This is a genomic window from Streptococcus porcorum (assembly GCF_053203725.1).
Genome location: NZ_JBRUDG010000020.1, coordinates 1 through 21630 on the forward strand (window position 1 = coordinate 1; position 21630 = coordinate 21630).

A 21630-nucleotide genomic window follows, 5' to 3' on the forward strand; every position below is an offset into this window, starting at 1 on the left:
CGGTATTTTCTTGTCCAATTCAAAACTTGGTTGTCTGATTTTAACCCATATTTTTTGACAATAGAAGGCATCCCTCCGCTCTTTCCGCTGAGGTAGTCTTCAACTACCTGTAGTTTGAACTCGGGTGGATATTTGGTGAACTTACTTCCTTTTTTAGCCATGAGAAAAGAACCTCCTTATAAGAACAGTATATAACTTTTTTATACTGTCCATTATAAGCGGTTCTTTTCAGATCTCACTCTTTTCCTTATCATTTGAACACTTTATCCCTGCTAGGTTATGCCGTCCAATGCTTTTGAGGATCAAAAGCCTCACCCACGACTGCCTGATCATCTAGCTCAATAATACCTCGTTTTTGTGGAGCATTTGGCAAGGCTAACTCACGTGGCGCACACATCATACCAAAACTCTCAACGCCTCGCAATTGTCCTGGAAAAATCAAGCTACCACTTGGCATCATAGCACCTGGAAGAGCTACAATAGTTTTTAAACCAACAGCAGCATTAGGAGCTCCAGCTACAATTTGCACAGTTTTATCAGAACCAACTTGCACCTGATAGATATTTAAATGATCACTGTCTGCATGTGCTTGCATTGAAACAATTTGCCCAACCACAAATTTAGGATCCTTATCATTCTCAAGTTTCTCTGTGAAGCCCTCTGCCTCTAAAACCTTATTAAAAGCAGCCACAGCTTCATCACTTAGAAAGACTTGACCATTTCCTTTAATCTCAGCAATCTCTGAAGCTTCAAAGATATTCCAAGCCACTGTTTTTCCTGATGCCTCAAGATAAACACGCGCAACCTGACCTTTTTTCTCAACCGCTACTTCTTGGTTTTTGCTATCTGCCACAATTACCATCAAAACATCACCAACATGAGCTTTATTGTATGTAAAAATCATATTTCCTCCACTATTTCCATTCAGCTAAAAAGTTATTGATTTCATCTTTAGTTTTACGTTTTTTATTAACTAGACGAGCTATTTCGACACCATTTTCTAAAATGAGGAGACTAGGGATACCAAAAATATCCCATTTTTTTGCTACAGGCATAAAGGCATCACGATCCACCTGTACAAATGTAAACTCTGGATTTTCAGCTTCAATTTCTGGTAAAACAGGATAAATGAAGCGACAATCACCACACCAATCTGCCGTAAACAAGAGTACTGTCTTCCCAACTTGACTCACATAAGAGGCCAACTCCTCCATATTAGTTGGTTTTTTCATCTCCATCCTCCTTGTAATCAATGTCTCCTTGACGATAAACAAAAACAAAACGCGAATCATCCTCAAAAATGACACCGCCTGTCACCTCTTTATCATTGTCCTCATAATCATTCAAATAAACCACCTGAATCGGACCAAAACTATCAAAAAAAGTACAAATCTCTTTAATAATTTGCTCTTTTTTCCTATCCTGTTGCTTATGATAAGTCGAATAACCTGCCACAGCTAGTCCAACAAAGCCTAATAAACTCGAAAAAATCGCTACCTTTTTATATCTCATAATAACCATTATACCATAAGAACAAGCTACTAAGAACGGAAAAATCCTTCTAACCACAAAGGTCTCGGATTGCTGAACAAGGAGCGTTTTAAAAATCTCGCTACAAATACCACCCTCAAAATATGATATAATAATAGCATAGAATCGAGGTAAATTATGGTATTATTCGATAAAATCAAAGAAGTCACCGAACTTTCGGCTATAGCTGGTTATGAAGCTCCTGTTCGTCAATTTTTACGTCAAAAGATTACCCCTTTGGTAGATGATGTTGAAACTGATGGACTAGGAGGTATTTTTGGGATTAGAAAAAGCCAAGATAAAGATGCCCCTCGCATCATGGTCGCTGCTCACATGGATGAAGTTGGCTTCATGATTAGTGACATTAAACCAGATGGAACCTTTCGTGTTGTAGAAATCGGAGGATGGAATCCTCTTGTGGTCAGTTCTCAACGCTTCACTCTCCACACACGATCAGGAGCAAAAATTCCAGTGATTTCTGGATCAGTCCCTCCTCATCTTCTAAGGGGAACAGGGAACAGTCTTCCAAAAATTTCTGATATTATCTTTGATGCTGGTTTTACAGACAAGGCAGAGGCTGAAAGCTTTGGTGTCCTTCCAGGAGATATTATTATTCCAGACAGTCAAGCTATCCTAACTGCCAATCAAAAAAATATCATTTCTAAAGCTTGGGACAACCGCTATGGTGTCTTAATGGTAACTGAATTATTAGAGCACCTAAAAGGACAAAGCCTTCCAAATACCCTGATTGCAGGAGCTAATGTCCAAGAAGAAGTGGGGTTACGTGGTGCACATGTGTCAACGACAAAATTCGATCCCGAATTATTCTTTGCCGTAGATTGTTCACCCGCTGGAGATGTCTATGGTTATCAAGGAAAAATTGGGGAGGGTACCTTGATTCGTTTTTACGATCCAGGTCATGTGATGCTAAAAGAGATGCGGGACTTCCTATTAGATACTGCTGAAGAAGCTGGGATTAAATATCAATTTTATTGTGGAAAAGGAGGCACAGATGCAGGGGCTGCCCATCTCAAAAATAGCGGTGTTCCATCAACAACTATTGGTGTTTGCGCTCGCTACATTCACTCACACCAAACCCTCTATGCCATGGATGATTTCTTAGAAGCCCAAGCTTTCTTACAAGCTATTGTCAAAAAATTAGATCGTTCCACTGTAGATTTATTAAAACATTATTAAGGAGACCTTATGAAAATCGGATTTATCGGAGCTGGGAAAATGGCCTCTGCCATTATGACAGGACTTAAGGCTGCAGACAAAGGATTTGAAATTATCTTGTCTGAGGTCAACTTAGATTTTAGTAAAGAACGTGCACAAGCACTTGGAGTAGGTTATGCTAAGAGCCATGCTGAGTTGATTGCTGAGGCTGATCTAATAGTGTTAGGCATCAAGCCCCAAGTCCTAGTGACAGCATTAGGGCAAGTCCAAATTACGAAACCTATCTTGTCTATGGTAGCTGGAACCTCTCTAGAAACCTTAGCTCATCTCACGCAACAAGATCTCCCAATTATCCGCATCATGCCAAACCTCAATGCTCAAATTCTTAAAAGTACCACAGCCATTTGTCGCAATGCTTACGTTTCTGACGAGCTATTTGAGATTGCAAAAACCATTACCGACTCGTTTGGAAAGACCTTTGATATTCCTGAAAAAGATTTTGACACCTTCACTGCTTTAGCTGGATCCAGCCCAGCTTATATCGCTCTTTTTATAGAAGCCTTAGCAAAAACAGGTGTCAAATATGGATTTAGCAAAGACCTAGCCCTTGCTATTGTCACTCAAACTACTCTTGCTACCAGCCAAAATTTATTGACTCATGATGATAGCCCTCATACCTTTATTGATAAGGTTTCAAGCCCTGGGGGCACAACAGTCGCAGGTATCTTAGATCTTGAAAAAACAGGCTTCACAGCTAGTGTTGTATCTGCCATTGATGCCACTATCGAAAAATCAAAAAATATGTAAGACAAAAAAGTTCTTGGAATTTACTCCAAGAACTTTTTATTATTTTTGTAGGAAAGCTATGGCTAAAAAACCAATGAAATTATTAAAAGCATGTAATGAAATACTGTAAAGAATATTATCAGTCTTATAAACGACTACAGCCAAAACCGCAGACATCCCAGCGTACAGTACAAAACTTCCAATATTAGTCGGACCATGACTAAGAGCAAAAAGAAGACTCCCTATAGCTAAACCTAAAACTTTATTTTTAAATAAAAATTTAGGAACAAACCCTCTAAACAAAAGCTCTTCCATAATAGGCGCCCCAAGGACAATCATCACAAACAAGACCCCAAGGGGAACAGACTTAGCCATCTCTTCAATCGCTGATTGATTCGCTGTATTATTAGCCCCTTCAACGGTCATAATCAGCGTTCCAATAATATTAGTCAGAATAATGCTACCATAACCTACCCCAACTGATAACACTAAGGTTCTAAGATCAAGTTTTTTATCAGTATCTAGCACCTTTTGTTTTCTAGCCAACCAGATATAAAATAAAATAGCCAACAAAAATGCACCTATCACGATAAAACTCTGTCCTTCAGTAAATCCTTTTTTACCATAGATGATAGCAATTAGAGGAACTTGAGGAAGGGTTAGTACAATCCATAATCCAATCACTGCAAAAAAACGCAGAAGCCATGACAATACCTTATTCATACTTTCTCCTTAATCCATTTTAATATTACCAGTCTATCAGAAGATTAAGGATTATTCAAGCTGGTCCAAGTCAATTCTCTATTTTTAATAAAACATACTTTTCTATCGCTGTTGAGACACCATGATGATCATTAGATAAGGTTTTGGTATCGACTTGACTGATTACTTCTTCAGGAGCATTTCCCATAGCAATGCCAAGCCCAGCTGCCTTTAGCATAGGAAGATCGTTAAAGTTATCCCCCACCGCCATAACTTGCTCCAAAAAAAGACCATAATAATCTGTCAAAAAATGCAAAGCTTGCTCTTTAGACACCTCTTTATGCGTCACTTCTAGATAATTACTCTTAGATAAATAAAAACTAGTTTCTAAAAACGACTGCTCTTGTAAAAACGCAAAACAAGACACATTCTCTGCTTCATCACCTATCAATAACAACTTATGAACAGAAGGGGATTTTTTGACAAATTCTTCTAACTGACAGACATAGGGAGTCTCCCCTGTAATAGCAGCCTCACTTTTTACCCACTGATCCGCAGTAGCAACCAACCAATCCATTCCTGAATACAAATTTACCGAAATAGTCGGAAAATATTTCTTTAATAAGTCTAAAATACAGCGTAACTCATGTCCACTAATCGTCTGCTCACTTAATACCTGAAATACCTCATCTTCTAGATAGCCAATTAGGGCACCATTATAAGCCACCAAAGGAAATTCTAGCATATCTAAGTCTTTGACGAGAGGAATGATGCCTTTAGGGGAACGCGCTGAGGCTAAAACTAAAGGAATATTCTGTTCTTTTAAAAGCTTGACGACTTTTTGCAATTTAGGATCTAACCGATGGTGACTATCTAAAATCGTCCCGTCGATGTCACTCACAATCAATTTGATTTCATTCTTCATCCTATCCTCCTATCTCCCTTGCCATCCTTTCTTCTCTTTAAAGTATATCTCTTTTGGAAAGCGGATTCAAGCAAATAAGTAAAAAATAAAAAGAGAGCCTATCTCAAAAGTAGATCTAAAATCTAACCATTGAGAGAAACCCATCTTTTTTATTTTATGCTTGTTTCAACTTTTCAACATCACGCGCAATAACCAATTCTTCATCTGTTGGAATCACAAGGACTTTCACACGCGAATCTTCTGGAGAGATGATGCCCTCAGCGCCAAAAACATTTTTGTCTGGGTCAATATCAAAACCTAACCAAGTCAATCCTTCAACCACACTGGCACGAACATCACTCGCATTCTCTCCAATCCCTGCTGTAAAGATAAGCGCATCAACACCATTCATAACAGCGACATATTGTCCAATATACTTCCGTAAACGGTCAATAAACATCTCGTAAGCTAATGTTGAATCATGATCACCTGACTCTACTCCAGCCAAAATATCACGCATATCACTAGATTGACCAGATATACCCAATAAACCAGATTGGCGATTGAGGAGATTACTAATAGCTGCTGCATCTTTAAAAGTCTCATCACGATCCATGAGATAAGGGATAATAGCAGGGTCAATATCACCTGTGCGTGTCCCCATCATAGGACCTGCAAGGGGAGTAAAGCCCATTGAGGTATCCACAGACCGACCACCGTCAACAGCTGTAATTGAAACACCATTTCCAATATGTGCTGTAATGAGCTTTAACTCTTCAAGCGGTTTTCCTAAAACCTTAGCTGCTTCACCTGCAACATACTGGTGGCTTGTCCCATGCGCCCCATATTTACGGATTTTAAAGTCTTCATAATATTTTTTAGGAAGAGGATAACGATAAGCAACCTCTGGCATACTAGTATGAAAAGCAGTGTCAAAAACAACGACGCTAGTAATATCTGGCAAGATTTCTCTAAAAGCACGAATCCCAGCAGCATTTGCTGGATTATGAAGAGGAGCTAATAAAGCCAGTTCTTCAACTTGTGCTAAAACTTCATCTGTTACAAGGGCTGACTCTTTAAAATACTCTCCACCAGCAACGACACGGTGCCCAACACCTGTAATCTCTGAAAAATCAGTTATGATACCAAAACGGCTTAAATCTTCAAGTAAAATCTTTACAGCTTGCGTATGATCTTTAATATCTAATGTTTGCGACTCAGATCTATCATCAAATTTAACTGTTGATACTGAATCTTTAAGCCCAATACGCTCAATTAACCCCTTTGCTAACACGCGTTCTTCTGGCATTTGGTAAAGTTGCCACTTTAAACTAGAGCTTCCTGCGTTAATTGCAATTGTTTTCGACATAATATACCTCTTTTGAAATCGTTTTCTTATATATTATATCAGAATTTTCCTCTTAAATCTTATTATCTGCTCTCCATTTTTTGAAATTTTCCATAAAGGCTAACAGAACATCACGATCTTGTAAATCACTCAAGGGATAGACAAAGGTTTCTGGGACATGCTCTGCTTTTTTCTGAAGAATGAAAATTGATTTCATATTTTTGACATGCCCAAAAGTATTTTCTGGCAATGTAATAACCGCTACAACACTCGCATAATCTTTCAACCAGGATTTTAGATAATCACTTTGTGGACTAGTCAACAAATCAACCGGTGCTAATAAGAGAGCATAACCTCCTTTTTTAAGATACTTCAACGATTGCTCCATCAAAAGGTGATGGGCATAAGTGTGTTCATCGCTACTAGCAACTTGATAGCGTTTCGCAATGTCATCATTTGGATAATATCCGACAGGAAGATCTCCAATAATGACATCACTTTCTTTCAAAATCTGAGGACGAACGGCATCTTCTTGAAAAAATTGAGCAGAAGAGCCCATAACTTCAGCAATACTAGCCGATAAATCAATCAAAAGATCATCGACCTCAATCCCTAAATAATCCAAATCCTTTCGGCTATTGTTGAGAAGAGTTTGTCCAAGATTACCCGTTCCACTTCCAATTTCAAGAATATCTAGACTATCTTTTGTGGTCAGTTCTTCTAGTAAAAAGAGGAGAATAAACCCAATCGCATCTGGGGTAAACTGATGATTAGCTTGTAATTTTTCTGTCTGAGCAGCCTTGATAAAAATAAACTGAAACGTTCGACGCCACTCCTCTTTATCTAAGGCCAATTGATGCAAAATGGCATTATTTTCTTTTACCTTCTCATCCGAACACTCACTACCAAGATAAAAACTATTTTGTTCAATCAAAGCATCATAAAGATTGGTTTTAATCTGGTTTTCAATCAACTGGATATTTTCTAAAATAAGGCTATAAGCCTGTTCAATCTTTTCAAAATTCATACCTCTATCATATCAAAAATCCCTATTTTTCGCTATTCATAGGAAGAACATAACTATAAGTCTGACCTGTTTTTAAAATAACACGCACATGGATTTTCTTGTCCTTAACTTGATAAGCACAGCTTCCCTTATCACACTGCAGTTGACCAGATGGGATCTGCTTGGTCACATTTTCTCTCGCTAAATAAGCAATAAAATATGCAGTCTGTGACTGTCGCATCTCTGTTAATTTTTTCTGATTAGCCTCTAGACGACTACTATAAAACTGCAAGAAAAGAGTAAACAAACTTACCATTATAAGAGCGTATAATAAGACACCTGCTTTAAGACGTTTTTTCAAAAACATAAGTAAAAGTCCTCTCCATTTGATGATGAAAGACCACAGAAATCGTTACAAGCTGACCAGACTGTTGGATATGACTTGAACTTAGACCGTATAACATAGGTTGATAGCCTCTTCCATCTGAAGCTGTCTTTCTAAAATCATCTGACCGTGATTGACCAAAAGCAATATCCTTTCCAGCTTTTCTAACATAGAGTTTATTTCCTTCCACTTTGATAAGCTGAGCACCCTCCAGCTCATATCGCAACTGTTCAGAAAACAAGAGCCACTCTTCTCTCGGACTTTGTGATAAGACAGCTACTTCGTGACTTAAAACTTGGCTCATACTTTGAAAAAGTAAGACACTACCTGAAATAACGAGTAAAGCCAGTAAACACTCTATTAAAGTAAACCCTCTTAGTCTAATGTTTGACCACGCGCCAAATTTCTTTACCATTTTCATATACCGTAATCTGAGTTGTACTCAAACGTACCTCCACTTCTCCTTTTTCTCCTGTCTGGATAGCCATCTTAGCTTGGTTGAGTATCTCTGCCTCTTGTAACTGCTCTTGATAATGGCTTCGACTATTACGGATTTGAGTTAAAGTTAAACTAGCAATAGCCACAAAAATACTCATCGCCACCATACTCTCAAGAAGAATGTAAGCCTTAATTCTCTGTTTTTTTATATTTTCCACTCCCCATATACAATTGATAGCGTATTGTCTTTTGACGTGTTTGAAAGACAATTTTTTTCATAGAGGAATTTCCACCCCCATGATCAAACGTTACATTGATCCCATTTTCAACTGTTACTCCCTTCGGCAGAGCAAGGCTGGTTTGACCATTTGAAATAACACCATCCGATAAAACCAACTGAACAGGCTCTGAACGTAGAGCTGATAAAGATTGACTATCTCTATAAAGATGTTCAAAAGAAATAAAAAACAAATCCTCCTCTACTTGAGATAGCACTCCTTTAAAAGTTGCACTAAAACTAAGGACCACAAAACTAGTGACGGATAAAACCAAAAGACTTTCAAGAAGGGTAAAGCCTTTAATTCGGAATTTTTTGCTCATCAGCATAGTGACGATAACTTTCTGCTTGTTTTTCAGTAATATAGCCTTCTGACGTCAATTTAGAGAGGGTAGCCGTTTCTCCGTTTAAGGCATATAGCTCTGCTTGGCTTTCAACAACTTTAACCACCGCTGCATTTCCTGTCTTTTCGACCTTTTCTTTTTGTTTGGTCAAATTAGGGACAAAAAGAAGTAGTAAGACACTGATAATTAGAAGAACCACTAACATCTCTATAAGTGTAAACGCTTGAAGCTTCTTTTGTTTTATATTAAACTTCTTTAAAACGTTTTGTAAATTTTTCATTTAAAATTGAACCTCCATATTTTGATACATAGGCAGTAACATTGCTGCATAAATCATCACAATCATTAGTGCTATAAAAATAAAAACTATGGGCTGAATAATTTGCATACTGGCATTAATTTTTTGAAAAAATGTTTCCCATTTTTCCTGAGCATAAATCTCTAATTCACTACCCAGCTTGGCTTTGATTTGACCATATTCAATCATCAAACTCAATTCAGGCAGAAAAAAGGAGTAACTTAAAATTTGCTCATGAAAGGAATGACCTGACAAAAAAGCTTTTTCTAAATCCTCTCCTACCTCTTTAAACAAAGACTTTGGCTGATCTGTCATAATCTTAATAATTTGAGGAATCTCCAGTCCCTGCCCCAGTAAATTTCCCCACTCTCTAGCATAGTAAGCGGTAAAATAAAGCCTAACATAAGATCTAATCACTGGAACCTTCGACCAAAATGTCACAGATGCCAGACGGCTCTTTCGCTTAAAGTACCATCTCGCTAGGATAACTGTGAAAAAAAGACACATCATAGTCATCAAAAAAATTTGTGGGAGTTGATTAAGGACCTTTACTGCAAGATTATCTCCTTCCAATTGTGGTAAAAGATACTGACGTAATCCAAGCATAATCACAACAAGAAAGATCAATAAGATAAAAGGATAACTTGCTACCTCAAACAATTTTTTTCTAACAGATATTATCTGCTCTAGATGGCTCTCAATTTTCTCCAAACTAAGTGAAACATTTCCATGAATTTCAGATAAGGCTAATTGTGTCACAACCGCTTCAGAAAAAGAGAGCTCCGCCATAATTTGTGACAAATTCTTACCAGCTACTAAAGAAGACTGCATCCTCTTAATATAAACTGGTGCTAACAAACGACTATGCTCTAAAAACGTTACAACTTCTGATAAATGAAAACCACTAGAATAAAGATTACTAAAAAGCTGAATAATCTTTTTTTGTTGCTCAATCTTTAATGCTTTCTGTGATTTTTTCTGAAAGAGTGATCTCTCCTTGGTCAAAAAGTTTTTCAAGGCTTTGATTCCAAACTCTTGCTGAGTGCTGTTGGAAATTTTCTTTTGCCACATCAACTAACCCTCCTCCTTTAATTAAACGTTGATAAAAAATAGCCTGTAAACTATTTTTTAACTCTGATTCTGAGACGCCCAACTCTAGTAGCCTTGCATACACTCCTTTGATACTCTTAGCATGAACGGTTGAAAAAATCGTAGTCCCTGTTAAGCTAGCTCTAACAACCGCACGGGCTGTTTCATAATCTCTAATTTCACCAATAATCAATAAATCAGGACGATGCCTAAGAGACAACTTAATCAAACTATCATAAGTCATTCCAATACTTTCATTAAGCTGTAGTTGTAACATCTCTTTCTGTTTGATTTCAACTGGGTCCTCAATTGTAATAATCTGCTGGTTAGAAAATTTTTCCTTAGCTAATTGGTACATCAAGCTGGTTTTTCCACTACCTACAGGACCCGAAAAAAGATACAACCCTCTCCCACTGACAGCTTCCCCGACTTTTTTATCACTATCGTCCCAAAATTTTAAATCAGACTGACCATCATGAAGTAATCTAATCACTAAACTTTCTTGTCCTTTATAATCCCCAACGCTGGATAGACGCAAGGCAACTGATTTTCCTTGCTCATAAACATAATCACAAGAACCTAGTTGTGGGCGACGTTGCTCACCAACATTCATTCCTGCCATAAATTTAAAGTGACTAATAAGATGAGACAAATCAAGATGATCATCATATTGCAAATACTCCTTCTTTTCTCCTGATCGGATAAAAATATTATAGTTGGCCCCACAAGGTAATAAATATAGATCTTGGGCCTGTTTTGCTACAGCAAATGAAATTAACTCTTTTCCAAAATTCTGTATCATATCTCCTCCTACTAATTTATTCGGAAAGACAAAATAAAAAAACCGCTAATTAACGGTTTTTTCTTTCTTTATTTGACAGGTTTGATGCTTAATTTGGCAATTTTTCTTTTTATAGCCAGGTCTGCACCAAGAGTCTGGAATTTTTTCCCAATCGGATAATAATAAAATAGAGTGGTACTGTTGGAGGTATTCATCACATTCCTCACACCATCTTTGCTCTGTTTCATCCCAAAAAGCTGACATGAGATCACTACGGCTATTAAAATGAGGAAATTCCGCATACAGACGACGCCAAGCTACCTTATACCATTTTAATGCCTCATAGTAATCATCAAACTCCTGGACTTTTACAATATCCTCTTGCCAATCTTCTAAAAACCACCAGGGTTCAAAATCCCCCTTCATCTCTACTACATGATACATCTGCTCATACCTTCCTTACTTTGGCTTCTATTATATAAAAAAGAAGGATAATTTTGAAAGATTTTGCTCAACTAAAACCAAAAGCTAAAACGATTAAGACATAAAAAAGAGATTGGATCAACCAATCTCTCTGTTTATTATTCTGTCACTGTCACAGATTCTTCTTCAAGTGTTTCAATCTCATTGACAGCTTGTGGTTCAATATTACGGTAACGTGCCATACCAGTACCAGCTGGAATGATTTTACCGATAATAACATTTTCTTTAAGACCAAGTAAATGATCTTTCTTACCACGGATAGCCGCATCTGTCAGAACACGTGTTGTTTCTTGGAATGAAGCTGCCGACAAGAATGAATTTGTCTCAAGTGAAGCTTTAGTAATTCCCATAAGCACTGGACGACTTGTTGCAGGAATACCACCTGAAATAACAGTATCTTTGTTAGCATCTGTAAAGTCTGAGATGTCCATCAAAGTACCTGGTAGAAGATCTGTATCCCCTGGATCCATGACACGAACCTTACGAAGCATCTGACGTACCATAACCTCAACGTGTTTGTCTCCGATTTCTACCCCTTGGCTACGGTAAACTTTTTGTACCTCAGCAAGAAGATAAGTTTCTACTGAAAGGGCATCACGCACCTCAAGCAAACGTTTTGGTTGAATAGAACCTTCTGTCAGAGCAGCACCACGTGCAATTTGGTCCCCAACTTCGACTTTCATACGCGCTGTGAATGGTACCACATATTCACCTTTACCAGTTTGTCCCTCGACATAAACTTTCTTCGTACGCGTTGCGGCATCTTCTTCAATTTTAACAACTTCACCTTTAACTTCAGTGATAACCGCTTCCCCTTTAGGATTACGAGCTTCAAAGATCTCTTGGATACGAGGAAGACCTTGAGTTATATCTGTATTTGAGGCAACCCCTCCCGTGTGGAAGGTACGCATGGTAAGCTGTGTACCTGGCTCACCGATAGATTGAGCGGCGATCGTTCCAACTGCTTCTCCGACCTCAACCGCATCTCCTGTTGCCAAGTTAATACCATAACAGTGACGGCAAACACCATGACGTGTATTACATGTAAAGACAGAACGGATTGTCACTTCTTCTACACCAGCCTTGACAATCTCAACAGCCTTATCTTCAGTGATCAGTTTATTTGGACCGATAAGTAATTCGCCTGTTTCAGGATGTTTAACAGATTTCTTAGTATAACGACCTGTCAAGCGCTCTTCAAGTGTTTCTGTGACCTCTTTACCATCTGTAATGGCTGTAATGGTCAAACCACGATCAGTGCCACAATCATCCTCACGGATAATAACATCTTGAGCCACATCAACCAAACGACGAGTAAGGTATCCTGAATCGGCAGTCTTAAGGGCTGTATCGGTCATACCTTTACGAGCACCGTGAGTTGAGAAGAACATTTCCAATACCGAAAGTCCTTCACGGAAGTTTGACAGGATCGGAAGTTCCATGATGCGTCCGTTAGGAGCTGCCATCAGACCACGCATACCGGCAAGCTGTGAGAAGTTTGAGATGTTACCACGCGCTCCAGAGTCCATCATCATAACGATTGGGTTCTTAGGATCTTGTGTTTCAATCAAGCGTTTTTCAAGAGCTTCTTTTGCTTCACGCCAAGTTGTTGTGACTGCTACATAACGGTCATCATCCGTCATCAAACCACGACGGAATGCTTTATTGATTTCTTCAACTTTGTGGTGAGCAGCATCAATGATTTCTTGTTTATTATCAATCACTGGGATATCTGCAATACCCACTGTAAGACCTGCTAAGGTTGAGTGATAATATCCAAGGTCTTTTAGACGATCAAGGAAGGCAGAAGTCTCAGTTGTACGAAGACGTTTAAAGGTCTCTGCAATAATATTTCCAAGATTTTTCTTCTTGAATGGAACATTTAACTCTAAGTCTGCAATAGCAGCTTTAATGTCTGAACCTGGCTCAAGGAAGTATTTATCTGGTGTTCCTTCTGTCAAGTTAGCATTATTTGGTTCTTGAAGATATGGAAGATCATCTGGAATAACCGCATTGAAAAGAATTTTACCAACTGTTGTGATCATAATTTTATGACGTTGGTTATCTTTCCAAGGTTTATTTGGCATACTATCAACAGCAATTCCCACACGTGAATGCAAATGAACATAACCATTACGATAAGCCATCACCGCTTCATCTGCATCCTTGAAGACCATTCCTTCACCCTCACGACCAGCATCTTCCATGGTCAAGTAATAGTTCCCCAATACCATATCCTGAGATGGAGTAACAACAGGTTTACCATCTTTAGGGTTCAAGATATGTTCAGCCGCAAGCATCAAAAGACGTGCTTCAGCTTGAGCTTCTTCTGACAATGGAACGTGAATCGCCATTTGGTCACCGTCAAAGTCGGCGTTATAGGCTTCACAGACAAGTGGGTGCAAACGAAGGGCTTTACCATCGATAAGAACTGGTTCAAAAGCTTGAATACCCAAACGGTGAAGAGTTGGTGCGCGGTTCAAGAGAACAGGGTGCTCTTTGATCACTTCTTCCAAGATATCCCAAATGCGATCATCCCCACGTTCAATCAAACGTTTTGCTGCTTTAACGTTTTGCGCAATATTTTTAGCTACAATTTCACGCATTACAAACGGCTTAAAGAGCTCAATGGCCATTTCACGTGGCACACCACACTGATACATTTTCAGAGTTGGACCAACAGCGATAACGGAACGTCCTGAGAAGTCAACACGCTTACCAAGCAAGTTTTGACGGAAACGTCCTTGCTTACCTTTAAGCATGTGACTGAGTGATTTAAGCGGACGGCTACCTGGTCCTGTAATAGGACGACCACGGCGACCATTATCAATCAAAGCATCTACCGCTTCTTGAAGCATACGCTTCTCATTTTGTACGATGATACCTGGAGCATTAAGCTCTAAAAGACGAGCCAAACGGTTATTACGGTTAATCACACGACGATAAAGGTCGTTTAAATCTGATGCTGCAAAACGACCACCATCCAATTGTACCATCGGACGAAGATCAGGTGGAATGACTGGCAAAATATTTAAAATCATCCACTCCGGTTTATTACCAGATTTATAGAAAGCATCTAAAACGTCTAAACGACGGACTGCTTTAATACGTTTTTGGCCAGAAGCTGTTTTAAGTTCTTCTTTTAACGTCGCAATTTCTGACTCAAGGTCAACACGCTTAAGAAGATCTTGAATAGCCTCAGCTCCCATCTTAGCGATAAAAGATCCTTGACCGTACTCTTGTAACTTTTCACGGTATTCTCTTTCTGTCAAGAGAGATTTTGCCTCCAGTGGGGTATCCATTGGATCAATCACCACATAGGCTGCAAAATAGATAACCTCTTCAAGCGCACGTGGACTCATATCAAGTGTTAATCCCATACGTGATGGAATTCCTTTAAAGTACCAGATATGTGAAACTGGAGCTTTTAACTCAATATGCCCCATACGTTCACGACGAACCTTAGCTCGTGTTACCTCTACACCACAGCGGTCACAGACAATACCTTTGTAACGAATACGCTTGTATTTTCCACACGAACATTCCCAGTCTTTTGTTGGACCAAAAATAACTTCATCAAAAAGTCCTTCACGTTCTGGTTTCAATGTACGGTAGTTGATAGTTTCAGGTTTTTTAACTTCACCATAAGACCATGAACGGACTTTATTTGGTGAGGCTAATGTGATTTGCATACTTTTAAAACGATTTACGTCAACCACTATTTATTACCTTTCTAAATCGAATCAAGAGGTTACCCTCTAAACTATTTCTTCATAACTAAATCAGACAGAAGAGAGTTTTTCCTCTCTTCTATCTTTAGTTAGCGTTAGTCTCTTTTCTCTTCTTCGCTTGCAAATTCAGCAGCTTCACGCGCTTGCTTTTCACGTGCTTTTTCAAGATCATCAACGTGCATCACGTCATCATCTTCTCCTTCATCAAGATCACGAAGTTCTACTTCATTATCATCTTCATCAAGGACACGCATATCAAGACCGAGTGATTGCAATTCTTTAACAAGAACGCGGAAGGATTCTGGTACACCAGGTTTTGGAATTGGCTTACCTTTTGTAATGGCTTCATAGGCTTTCAAACGACCTGTTACATCATCTGATTTGTAAGTCAAGATTTCTTGAAGAACATTTGATGCACCATAAGCCTCAAGAGCCCAAACCTCCATCTCACCGAAACGCTGACCACCAAACTGAGCTTTACCTCCGAGTGGCTGTTGTGTGACAAGTGAGTATGGTCCGACTGAACGGGCATGGAGTTTATCATCAACCATGTGGTGGAGCTTGATCATATACATGACCCCAACAGACACACGGTTATCAAAAGGCTCACCTGTACGACCGTCATAAAGGACTGTCTTAGCATCTGAATCCATACCTGCTTCACGAACAGTATCCCAAAGATCTTCTGATGAAGCTCCATCAAAGACTGGTGTAGCAACATGGATGCCCAAGTTACGTGCAGCCATACCTAAGTGAAGTTCCATAACCTGACCGATGTTCATACGTGATGGTACCCCAAGAGGGTTCAACATGATATCCACTGGTGTTCCGTCTGGAAGATACGGCATATCCTCAACAGGTACAATACGTGACACGACACCCTTGTTACCGTGACGTCCGGCCATCTTATCTCCAACTTTGATTTTACGTTTTTGAGCGATGTAAACACGTACCAGCATATTAACACCAGATTGTAGTTCATCACCGTTAGCACGTGTAAAGATTTTAACATCACGAACAACACCATCACCACCGTGTGGAACACGAAGTGATGTATCACGTACTTCACGTGACTTATCTCCAAAGATGGCATGTAATAAGCGCTCTTCGGCTGAGAGGTCCTTTTCACCTTTAGGTGTTACTTTACCAACAAGGATATCGCCCTCTTTAACCTCTGCACCAATACGAATAATTCCCATTTCATCGAGATCTTTAAGGGCTTCTTCACCGACGTTTGGAATTTCACGTGTAATTTCTTCAGGTCCTAACTTAGTATCACGTGTTTCACTTTCAAACTCCTCTAGGTGAACAGATGTGTAAACATCTTCTTTCACCAATCGTTCACTCATGATAACAGCATCCTCAAAGTTATAACCTTCCCAAGTCATGTAAGCGACAATTGGGTTTTGACCAAGAGCCATCTCACCTTTTTCCATGGAAGGACCATCTGCGATAAAGTCACCTTTTTCAACAATATCTCCCTCTTTAACTAGGGTACGTTGGTTGTAGGCAGTACCAGAGTTGGAGCGACGGAATTTTGTCACTTTGTAAACATCAAGTGAGCCATCCTCACGACGAACTTCAACACGATCAGCATCAGAATAGATAACTTTACCAGCATGTTGCGCAATCACAGCTGCTCCTGAATCATGTGCAGCTTGATATTCCATACCTGTACCAACATACGGTGCTTGTGGGTTGATCAATGGAACCGCCTGACGTTGCATGTTGGCACCCATGAGGGCACGGTTAGAGTCATCGTTTTCAAGGAAAGGAATACATGCTGTCGCAACCGCAACTACCTGTTTAGGTGAAACATCCATGTAATCTACAACACTTGATGGGAATTCTTGGTTATTACCTTGATGACGTCCCATAACAATTTCCTCTGCAAAAGTACCGTCTTCATTTAGTTTTGAATTAGCCTGTGCAACAGTGTATTCATCTTCTTCATCGGCTGTCAACCATACAATCTCATTTGTTACGGCACGCGTTTCTGGGTCAACCTTACGATACGGTGTTTGGATAAAGCCGTATTTATTTAAATGACCATAAGACGACAAGTTGTTAATCAAACCAATGTTTGGTCCCTCAGGTGTCTCAATGGGACACATACGACCATAGTGAGTATAGTGAACGTCTCGAACTTCATATCCCGCACGATCACGTGTCAAACCACCAGGTCCTAAGGCTGACAAACGACGTTTGTGAGACAACTCAGAAAGTGGGTTATGTTGGTCCATGAACTGTGACAACTGTGATGAACCAAAGAACTCTTTAATAGCTGCTGTAACTGGACGGATGTTAATGATTTGCTGTGGTGTCAAAACATCATTATCTTGCACAGACATACGCTCACGAACGTTACGTTCCATACGTGCAAGACCAATACGGAATTGGTTCGCAAGAAGCTCACCAACCGCACGAATGCGACGATTTCCTAGATGGTCGATATCATCCACTTTTCCAAGACCTTCTGCTAAGTTCAAGAAGTAGTTGATTTCAGCTAAGATATCAGCAGGAGTTACGATACGAACTTTATCATCTGGATTACCATTACCGATAATGGTGATGACGCGATCTGGATCATTCGGTGACACCACTTTAAATTTTTGAAGGATAACTGGCTCTGTTAAAACAGCATAGTCATTTGGAGTATAAACTAATTTATTCAAATCTCCATCCAAATGCTCTGCAATAGAATCAATGACTTTGCGTGTCATCACAGTTCCTGCCTCAACAAGAATCTCTCCTGTTTCAGGATCCACCAAATTCTCTGCAATCGTTTGGTTTAAAAGACGTGTCTTGACACTAAGCTTTTTATTGATTTTATAGCGTCCAACTGCTGCCAAATCGTAACGACGTGCATCAAAGAATCGAGCTATCAACAAACTACGTGAACTATCAGCGGTTTTAGGCTCTCCTGGACGAAGACGTTCATAAATTTCTTTAAGTGCTTCATCTGTGCGAGAATCGTTTGGATTTTTATGGGTATCTTTTTCAATCGTGTTACGAACCAAGTCGCCATCACCAAAGATATCAATAATTTCATCGTCACCTGAAAAACCAAGTGCTCGCACAAGTGTTGTAAATGGAATTTTACGAGTGCGGTCAATACGCGTATAAGCAATATCTTTTGAGTCAGTTTCTAATTCCAACCAAGCCCCACGGTTTGGGATAACAGTTGAGCCGTAACCGACCTTCCCATTTTTATCCACTTTATCATGGAAATAAACACCTGGTGAGCGAACCAACTGCGATACAATAATACGCTCAGCACCATTGATAATAAATGTGCCCATCTCTGTCATCAACGGGAAATCTCCAAAGAACACTTCCTGTGTCTTAATCTCTCCCGTTTCCTTGTTCACTAAGCGGAAAGTGACAAAAATTGGGGCTGAATAGTTTGCATCATGAGCACGCGCTTCTTCTAGAGTATATTTAGGCTCTTTTAGCTCATAACCAACAAATTCAAGCTCCATAGTGTCTGTAAAGTTTGACACTGGAAGCACATCTTCAAATACCTCTTTCAAACCTTGATCAAGGAAATCTTGGAATGAATCGGTTTGAATTTCAATCAAGTTTGGTAAATCAAGAACTTCTTTGATTCTTGAAAAGCTACGACGTGTACGGTGTTTCCCGTATTGAACTTCATGTCCTGCCAAGTTTTTAGCTCCTTTTTCTCTCAAAAATTTACTGAATCAGTAAACCACTATTTTCCAATTCTTTGTCCTAATTGTGAATTTTTAGAATCTTTATTTTTATGTTACAAAACATCATTTTCCTAAAAATAGGCACAAAAAGAGCAGCTAAATCTCCTTTATGAAAGTTTGATTTAACTGCTGTAAGCCCTGATTGGACAATATTTCAATCAAAGCAGACGACAAATACTCTATAGTATTATACCCTATTTTGATCATTTTGACAAGATTTCTAGTTGTTATTTGTAGAGGAACTTGATGTACGAGATGACCTTGTGCTACTTGAATTAGATGAGCCAACAATACTAGCCCATGCACTTTGACGATCAGCATCTGTCCCACCAATCATAAAGTCATAAGTAGTAACAGGTGCGCCATTTTTTGCCCAATAACTAGTGGTTGTCTCTCCATTAACGGTTACGCTCCGTCCATTGACTGAGACCGTTCCTGGTTTTTGTCCTGTTGACTTGAGAACCGTTGATTTAATCACGCTATCATCTAGCTGGAACTTCTGTCCAATTCCAAAAATGTTACTATCTGCTTGGTAAATACTATTAACCAAATTAGAGACATAGCGCGCTTGATTACTGTAAGAGGTTGAGGACATTGACGTATTATCATCATGTCCTGTCCATGACCCTAGAGTCACCGTTGGAGTTGATAGCATTAACCATGAGTCAACATAGGTATTACTTGTCCCCGTTTTACCAACCCAATCAGCACCTGCTAAAGTTGGATTAATCGATTTTAGATTATCTAAGAAAGGAGTCGTTGTCCCAGAGGTAATCACACCACGCATTAGGTCAACCATGATAGTCGCTGCTGCTGTTGAATAAACTTGGGTTGGAGTTGTATCGTACTCATAAATAACTGTCCCATCAGCTGCCGTAATTTTATCTACCATATGTTTCTCATGATATTCCCCTTTATTCGCCAGGGTTTGGTAGCCATTGGTTTGTTGAGCGACAGTCATATCAGCTCCCCCGCCCATTGGGAGACTTTCAATGCTATAATCTGGGATGTTATAGCCCATTTTTTCCATGTATCCTTGAACATTGACACCACTGGATTGAAGCAGTTTATACGTCCAAAAAGTAGGGATATTCCAAGACGTATTTAAAGCATCTTGAAGTGTCATGGCAGCTGTCCCCTTACTATCGTCGTGCATAATAGACTCCCCGCTAGAGAAGGTTGTCGGATAATTCGACAAAATACTTGCTGATCCCATTAAGCCCTGATCAATAGCTGGTGCGTATGCCAAAATTGGCTTAATACTTGAACCTGGTGAGCGTTCCGTATCAAATGCATGGTTATTTTGGTTAGTGCTATAATCACGACCACCAACAAACCCTAGAATAGCGCCTGTACTGTTATCCATAAGAACATTTCCCATTTCAACAGTACCAGTCCCATCGTCCAAAAGACTACCATATTGAGCTGCTGCTGTCTGCATAGCTTCGTAAATCCCTTTATTAATGGTTGTAGAAACGGTATAGCCTCCTAAACGTAGGGATTGGGCTGCTTTTTCCATATATGAACTTTGAACATCTTCATTTTTCAAATCAGCTTCTGAAACATTATCTTCCTTGATCAGATAGTCATACATGATTGTCTGTGCTTCAGAGAAGACCTCATGGTAAAGATAATCATGACTAACAGCTTCTGCAGCTTCTGGTTGTCTAAAGTCCTGTTTTATATCATATGCTTTGTAACTTTCATAATCTGATTGAGACAATACTCCTGCACGATACATACTGTATAAAACATTTTGTGAGCGTTTGATTCCTAAAGCCATTTCCTCATCACTTTTAAAACTACCGTCAGCATTATAAGGAGAATAGACAATTGGACTTTGTGGCAATCCGGCTAAAAATGCAGCTTGTGGAATCGTTAAATCTGCAGCAGATTTTCCGAAAATCCCTTGAGCAGCTTCTTCAATCCCAGCAATATTACGCCCTTGATAATTACGCCCAAAAGGAGAGACATTAAGGTAATCGGTTAAAATATTATCCTTATCCGTATAACGTTCCAAGGCTAAAGCATAGATAATTTCTTTCGATTTACGACTGAAGGTAGGATCATCTCCTAACACCTGTTGTTTGATTAATTGTTGCGTCAAAGTTGATCCACCACTGGTTTCACCCAGGCCCAGAACAGAGGTTAAAGTTGCTCTAAACACTGCCTTAGGCACTACACCATTATGGCTTTCAAAATTTTCATCCTCAGTTGCAATAACGGCTTTTTTGACATTTTCTGAAATAGCAGAGCTTTCAACTGGAGTACGTAATAAATCGGTATCAATATTCGCAATCAAACTCCCATCAGAGTAATTCATTTTTGAAATACGGGTCAAGGCATCAACCTGTGATACCAAAGACGTCTTACTTGGAATCTTGACATTTTCAATTTGGCTACCAAGATAGCCAAAAGCCATCCCCAGCCCTAACATAAATAATAAAAGTAATAACACATGAACGAAGTTAGACATCAACTTCATTGTCCGTAAAATAATAGCTCCAATATCTGACAAAGTAAACCTGTCCTTTGATTCTTTAGGAGCGGATGATTTTTTTAATTTAGACATAAAAACACCTCATTTTACATTATAGCAAAATTGCGAAAACCTTGCACTCACCAAGTTTTTTCTGCTA

The 21630-nt window shown here is 39.2% G+C and carries 21 protein-coding genes; 2 read left to right on the plus strand and 19 right to left on the minus strand.

Annotation, left to right across the window (positions count from 1 at the left end):
- The 4 genes from ACVRWY_RS06165 to ACVRWY_RS06180 form a co-directional block, all read right to left on the minus strand.
- The coding region (locus tag ACVRWY_RS06165) for a transposase (protein ID WP_447455785.1) at positions 1-161 on the minus strand (161 nt) is incomplete at its 3' end.
- Positions 162-277: 116 nt separating this feature from the next.
- A complete protein-coding gene (gene ytpR, locus ACVRWY_RS06170) occupies positions 278-904 on the minus strand; it encodes a YtpR family tRNA-binding protein (RefSeq protein WP_354369144.1) in 627 nt (208 codons plus the stop codon).
- A gap of 10 nt (positions 905-914) precedes the next feature.
- Entirely contained in the window at positions 915-1232 is a 318-nt protein-coding gene (locus tag ACVRWY_RS06175) for a thioredoxin family protein (protein WP_354369146.1), read from the minus strand.
- Entirely contained in the window at positions 1216-1512 is a 297-nt protein-coding gene (locus ACVRWY_RS06180; protein WP_354369148.1) for a DUF4651 domain-containing protein, read from the minus strand. Before ACVRWY_RS06180 ends, ACVRWY_RS06175 begins: the two co-directional genes overlap by 17 nt.
- A gap of 156 nt (positions 1513-1668) precedes the next feature.
- Here ACVRWY_RS06180 and pepA point away from each other — a divergent pair, with 156 nt between their 5' ends.
- Positions 1669-2727, plus strand: a complete 1059-nt coding sequence (pepA, locus tag ACVRWY_RS06185; RefSeq protein ID WP_435533038.1) for a glutamyl aminopeptidase — start codon at positions 1669-1671, stop codon at positions 2725-2727.
- 9 nt (positions 2728-2736) lie between these two features.
- Complete coding sequence (gene proC / locus ACVRWY_RS06190; protein ID WP_354369150.1) at positions 2737-3513, plus strand: pyrroline-5-carboxylate reductase; 777 nt, start codon at positions 2737-2739, stop codon at positions 3511-3513.
- Positions 3514-3552: 39 nt separating this feature from the next.
- On the opposite strand, the gene ACVRWY_RS06195 is transcribed toward proC, so the two are convergent.
- The 15 genes from ACVRWY_RS06195 to pbp1b all read right to left on the minus strand — a co-directional run bounded on the left by ACVRWY_RS06195 (position 3553) and on the right by pbp1b (position 21563).
- The gene (locus ACVRWY_RS06195) at positions 3553-4215 is read right to left on the minus strand and encodes a CPBP family intramembrane glutamic endopeptidase (RefSeq protein ID WP_354369152.1); all 663 of its coding nucleotides are present in this window, start codon (positions 4213-4215) and stop codon (positions 3553-3555) included.
- 70 nt (positions 4216-4285) lie between these two features.
- The gene (locus ACVRWY_RS06200) at positions 4286-5119 is read right to left on the minus strand and encodes a Cof-type HAD-IIB family hydrolase (RefSeq protein ID WP_354369154.1); all 834 of its coding nucleotides are present in this window, start codon (positions 5117-5119) and stop codon (positions 4286-4288) included.
- A gap of 154 nt (positions 5120-5273) precedes the next feature.
- The gene (locus tag ACVRWY_RS06205) at positions 5274-6467 is read right to left on the minus strand and encodes an acetate kinase (RefSeq protein ID WP_354369156.1); all 1194 of its coding nucleotides are present in this window, start codon (positions 6465-6467) and stop codon (positions 5274-5276) included.
- Between the two features lie 52 nt (positions 6468-6519).
- Positions 6520-7473, minus strand: coding sequence for a class I SAM-dependent methyltransferase (locus ACVRWY_RS06210; RefSeq protein ID WP_354369158.1), 954 nt, complete (start codon positions 7471-7473; stop codon positions 6520-6522).
- 22 nt (positions 7474-7495) lie between these two features.
- Positions 7496-7819, minus strand: a complete 324-nt coding sequence (comGG, locus tag ACVRWY_RS06215; protein WP_354369160.1) for a competence type IV pilus minor pilin ComGG — start codon at positions 7817-7819, stop codon at positions 7496-7498.
- The gene (gene comGF, locus ACVRWY_RS06220; protein ID WP_354369162.1) at positions 7797-8252 is read right to left on the minus strand and encodes a competence type IV pilus minor pilin ComGF; all 456 of its coding nucleotides are present in this window, start codon (positions 8250-8252) and stop codon (positions 7797-7799) included. Before comGF ends, comGG begins: the two co-directional genes overlap by 23 nt.
- The gene (gene comGE / locus ACVRWY_RS06225; protein ID WP_447455784.1) at positions 8218-8442 is read right to left on the minus strand and encodes a competence system putative prepilin ComGE; all 225 of its coding nucleotides are present in this window, start codon (positions 8440-8442) and stop codon (positions 8218-8220) included. Before comGE ends, comGF begins: the two co-directional genes overlap by 35 nt.
- A gap of 22 nt (positions 8443-8464) precedes the next feature.
- Positions 8465-8881, minus strand: a complete 417-nt coding sequence (gene comGD / locus ACVRWY_RS06230) for a competence type IV pilus minor pilin ComGD (protein ID WP_354369166.1) — start codon at positions 8879-8881, stop codon at positions 8465-8467.
- Positions 8853-9176, minus strand: a complete 324-nt coding sequence (comGC, locus tag ACVRWY_RS06235) for a competence type IV pilus major pilin ComGC (protein WP_354369168.1) — start codon at positions 9174-9176, stop codon at positions 8853-8855. The genes comGD and comGC overlap by 29 nt, the downstream gene beginning before the upstream one ends.
- The gene (gene comGB, locus ACVRWY_RS06240) at positions 9177-10211 is read right to left on the minus strand and encodes a competence type IV pilus assembly protein ComGB (protein WP_354369194.1); all 1035 of its coding nucleotides are present in this window, start codon (positions 10209-10211) and stop codon (positions 9177-9179) included.
- Positions 10144-11085: a competence type IV pilus ATPase ComGA gene (gene comGA / locus ACVRWY_RS06245; RefSeq protein ID WP_354369170.1), complete on the minus strand. Its 942-nt coding sequence runs from the start codon at positions 11083-11085 to the stop codon at positions 10144-10146. The genes comGB and comGA overlap by 68 nt, the downstream gene beginning before the upstream one ends.
- Positions 11086-11130: 45 nt before the next feature.
- Positions 11131-11508 (minus strand): DUF1033 family protein, encoded by a 378-nt coding sequence (locus tag ACVRWY_RS06250; RefSeq protein ID WP_354369172.1) that lies wholly within the window; start codon positions 11506-11508, stop codon positions 11131-11133.
- A 137-nt stretch (positions 11509-11645) separates the two neighbouring features.
- Positions 11646-15266, minus strand: coding sequence for a DNA-directed RNA polymerase subunit beta' (gene rpoC / locus ACVRWY_RS06255; protein ID WP_354369174.1), 3621 nt, complete (start codon positions 15264-15266; stop codon positions 11646-11648).
- 107 nt (positions 15267-15373) lie between these two features.
- Positions 15374-18943: a DNA-directed RNA polymerase subunit beta gene (gene rpoB, locus ACVRWY_RS06260; protein WP_354369176.1), complete on the minus strand. Its 3570-nt coding sequence runs from the start codon at positions 18941-18943 to the stop codon at positions 15374-15376.
- A gap of 268 nt (positions 18944-19211) precedes the next feature.
- Complete coding sequence (gene pbp1b, locus ACVRWY_RS06265) at positions 19212-21563, minus strand: penicillin-binding protein PBP1B (protein WP_354369178.1); 2352 nt, start codon at positions 21561-21563, stop codon at positions 19212-19214.
- Positions 21564-21630: the final 67 nt, after the last annotated feature.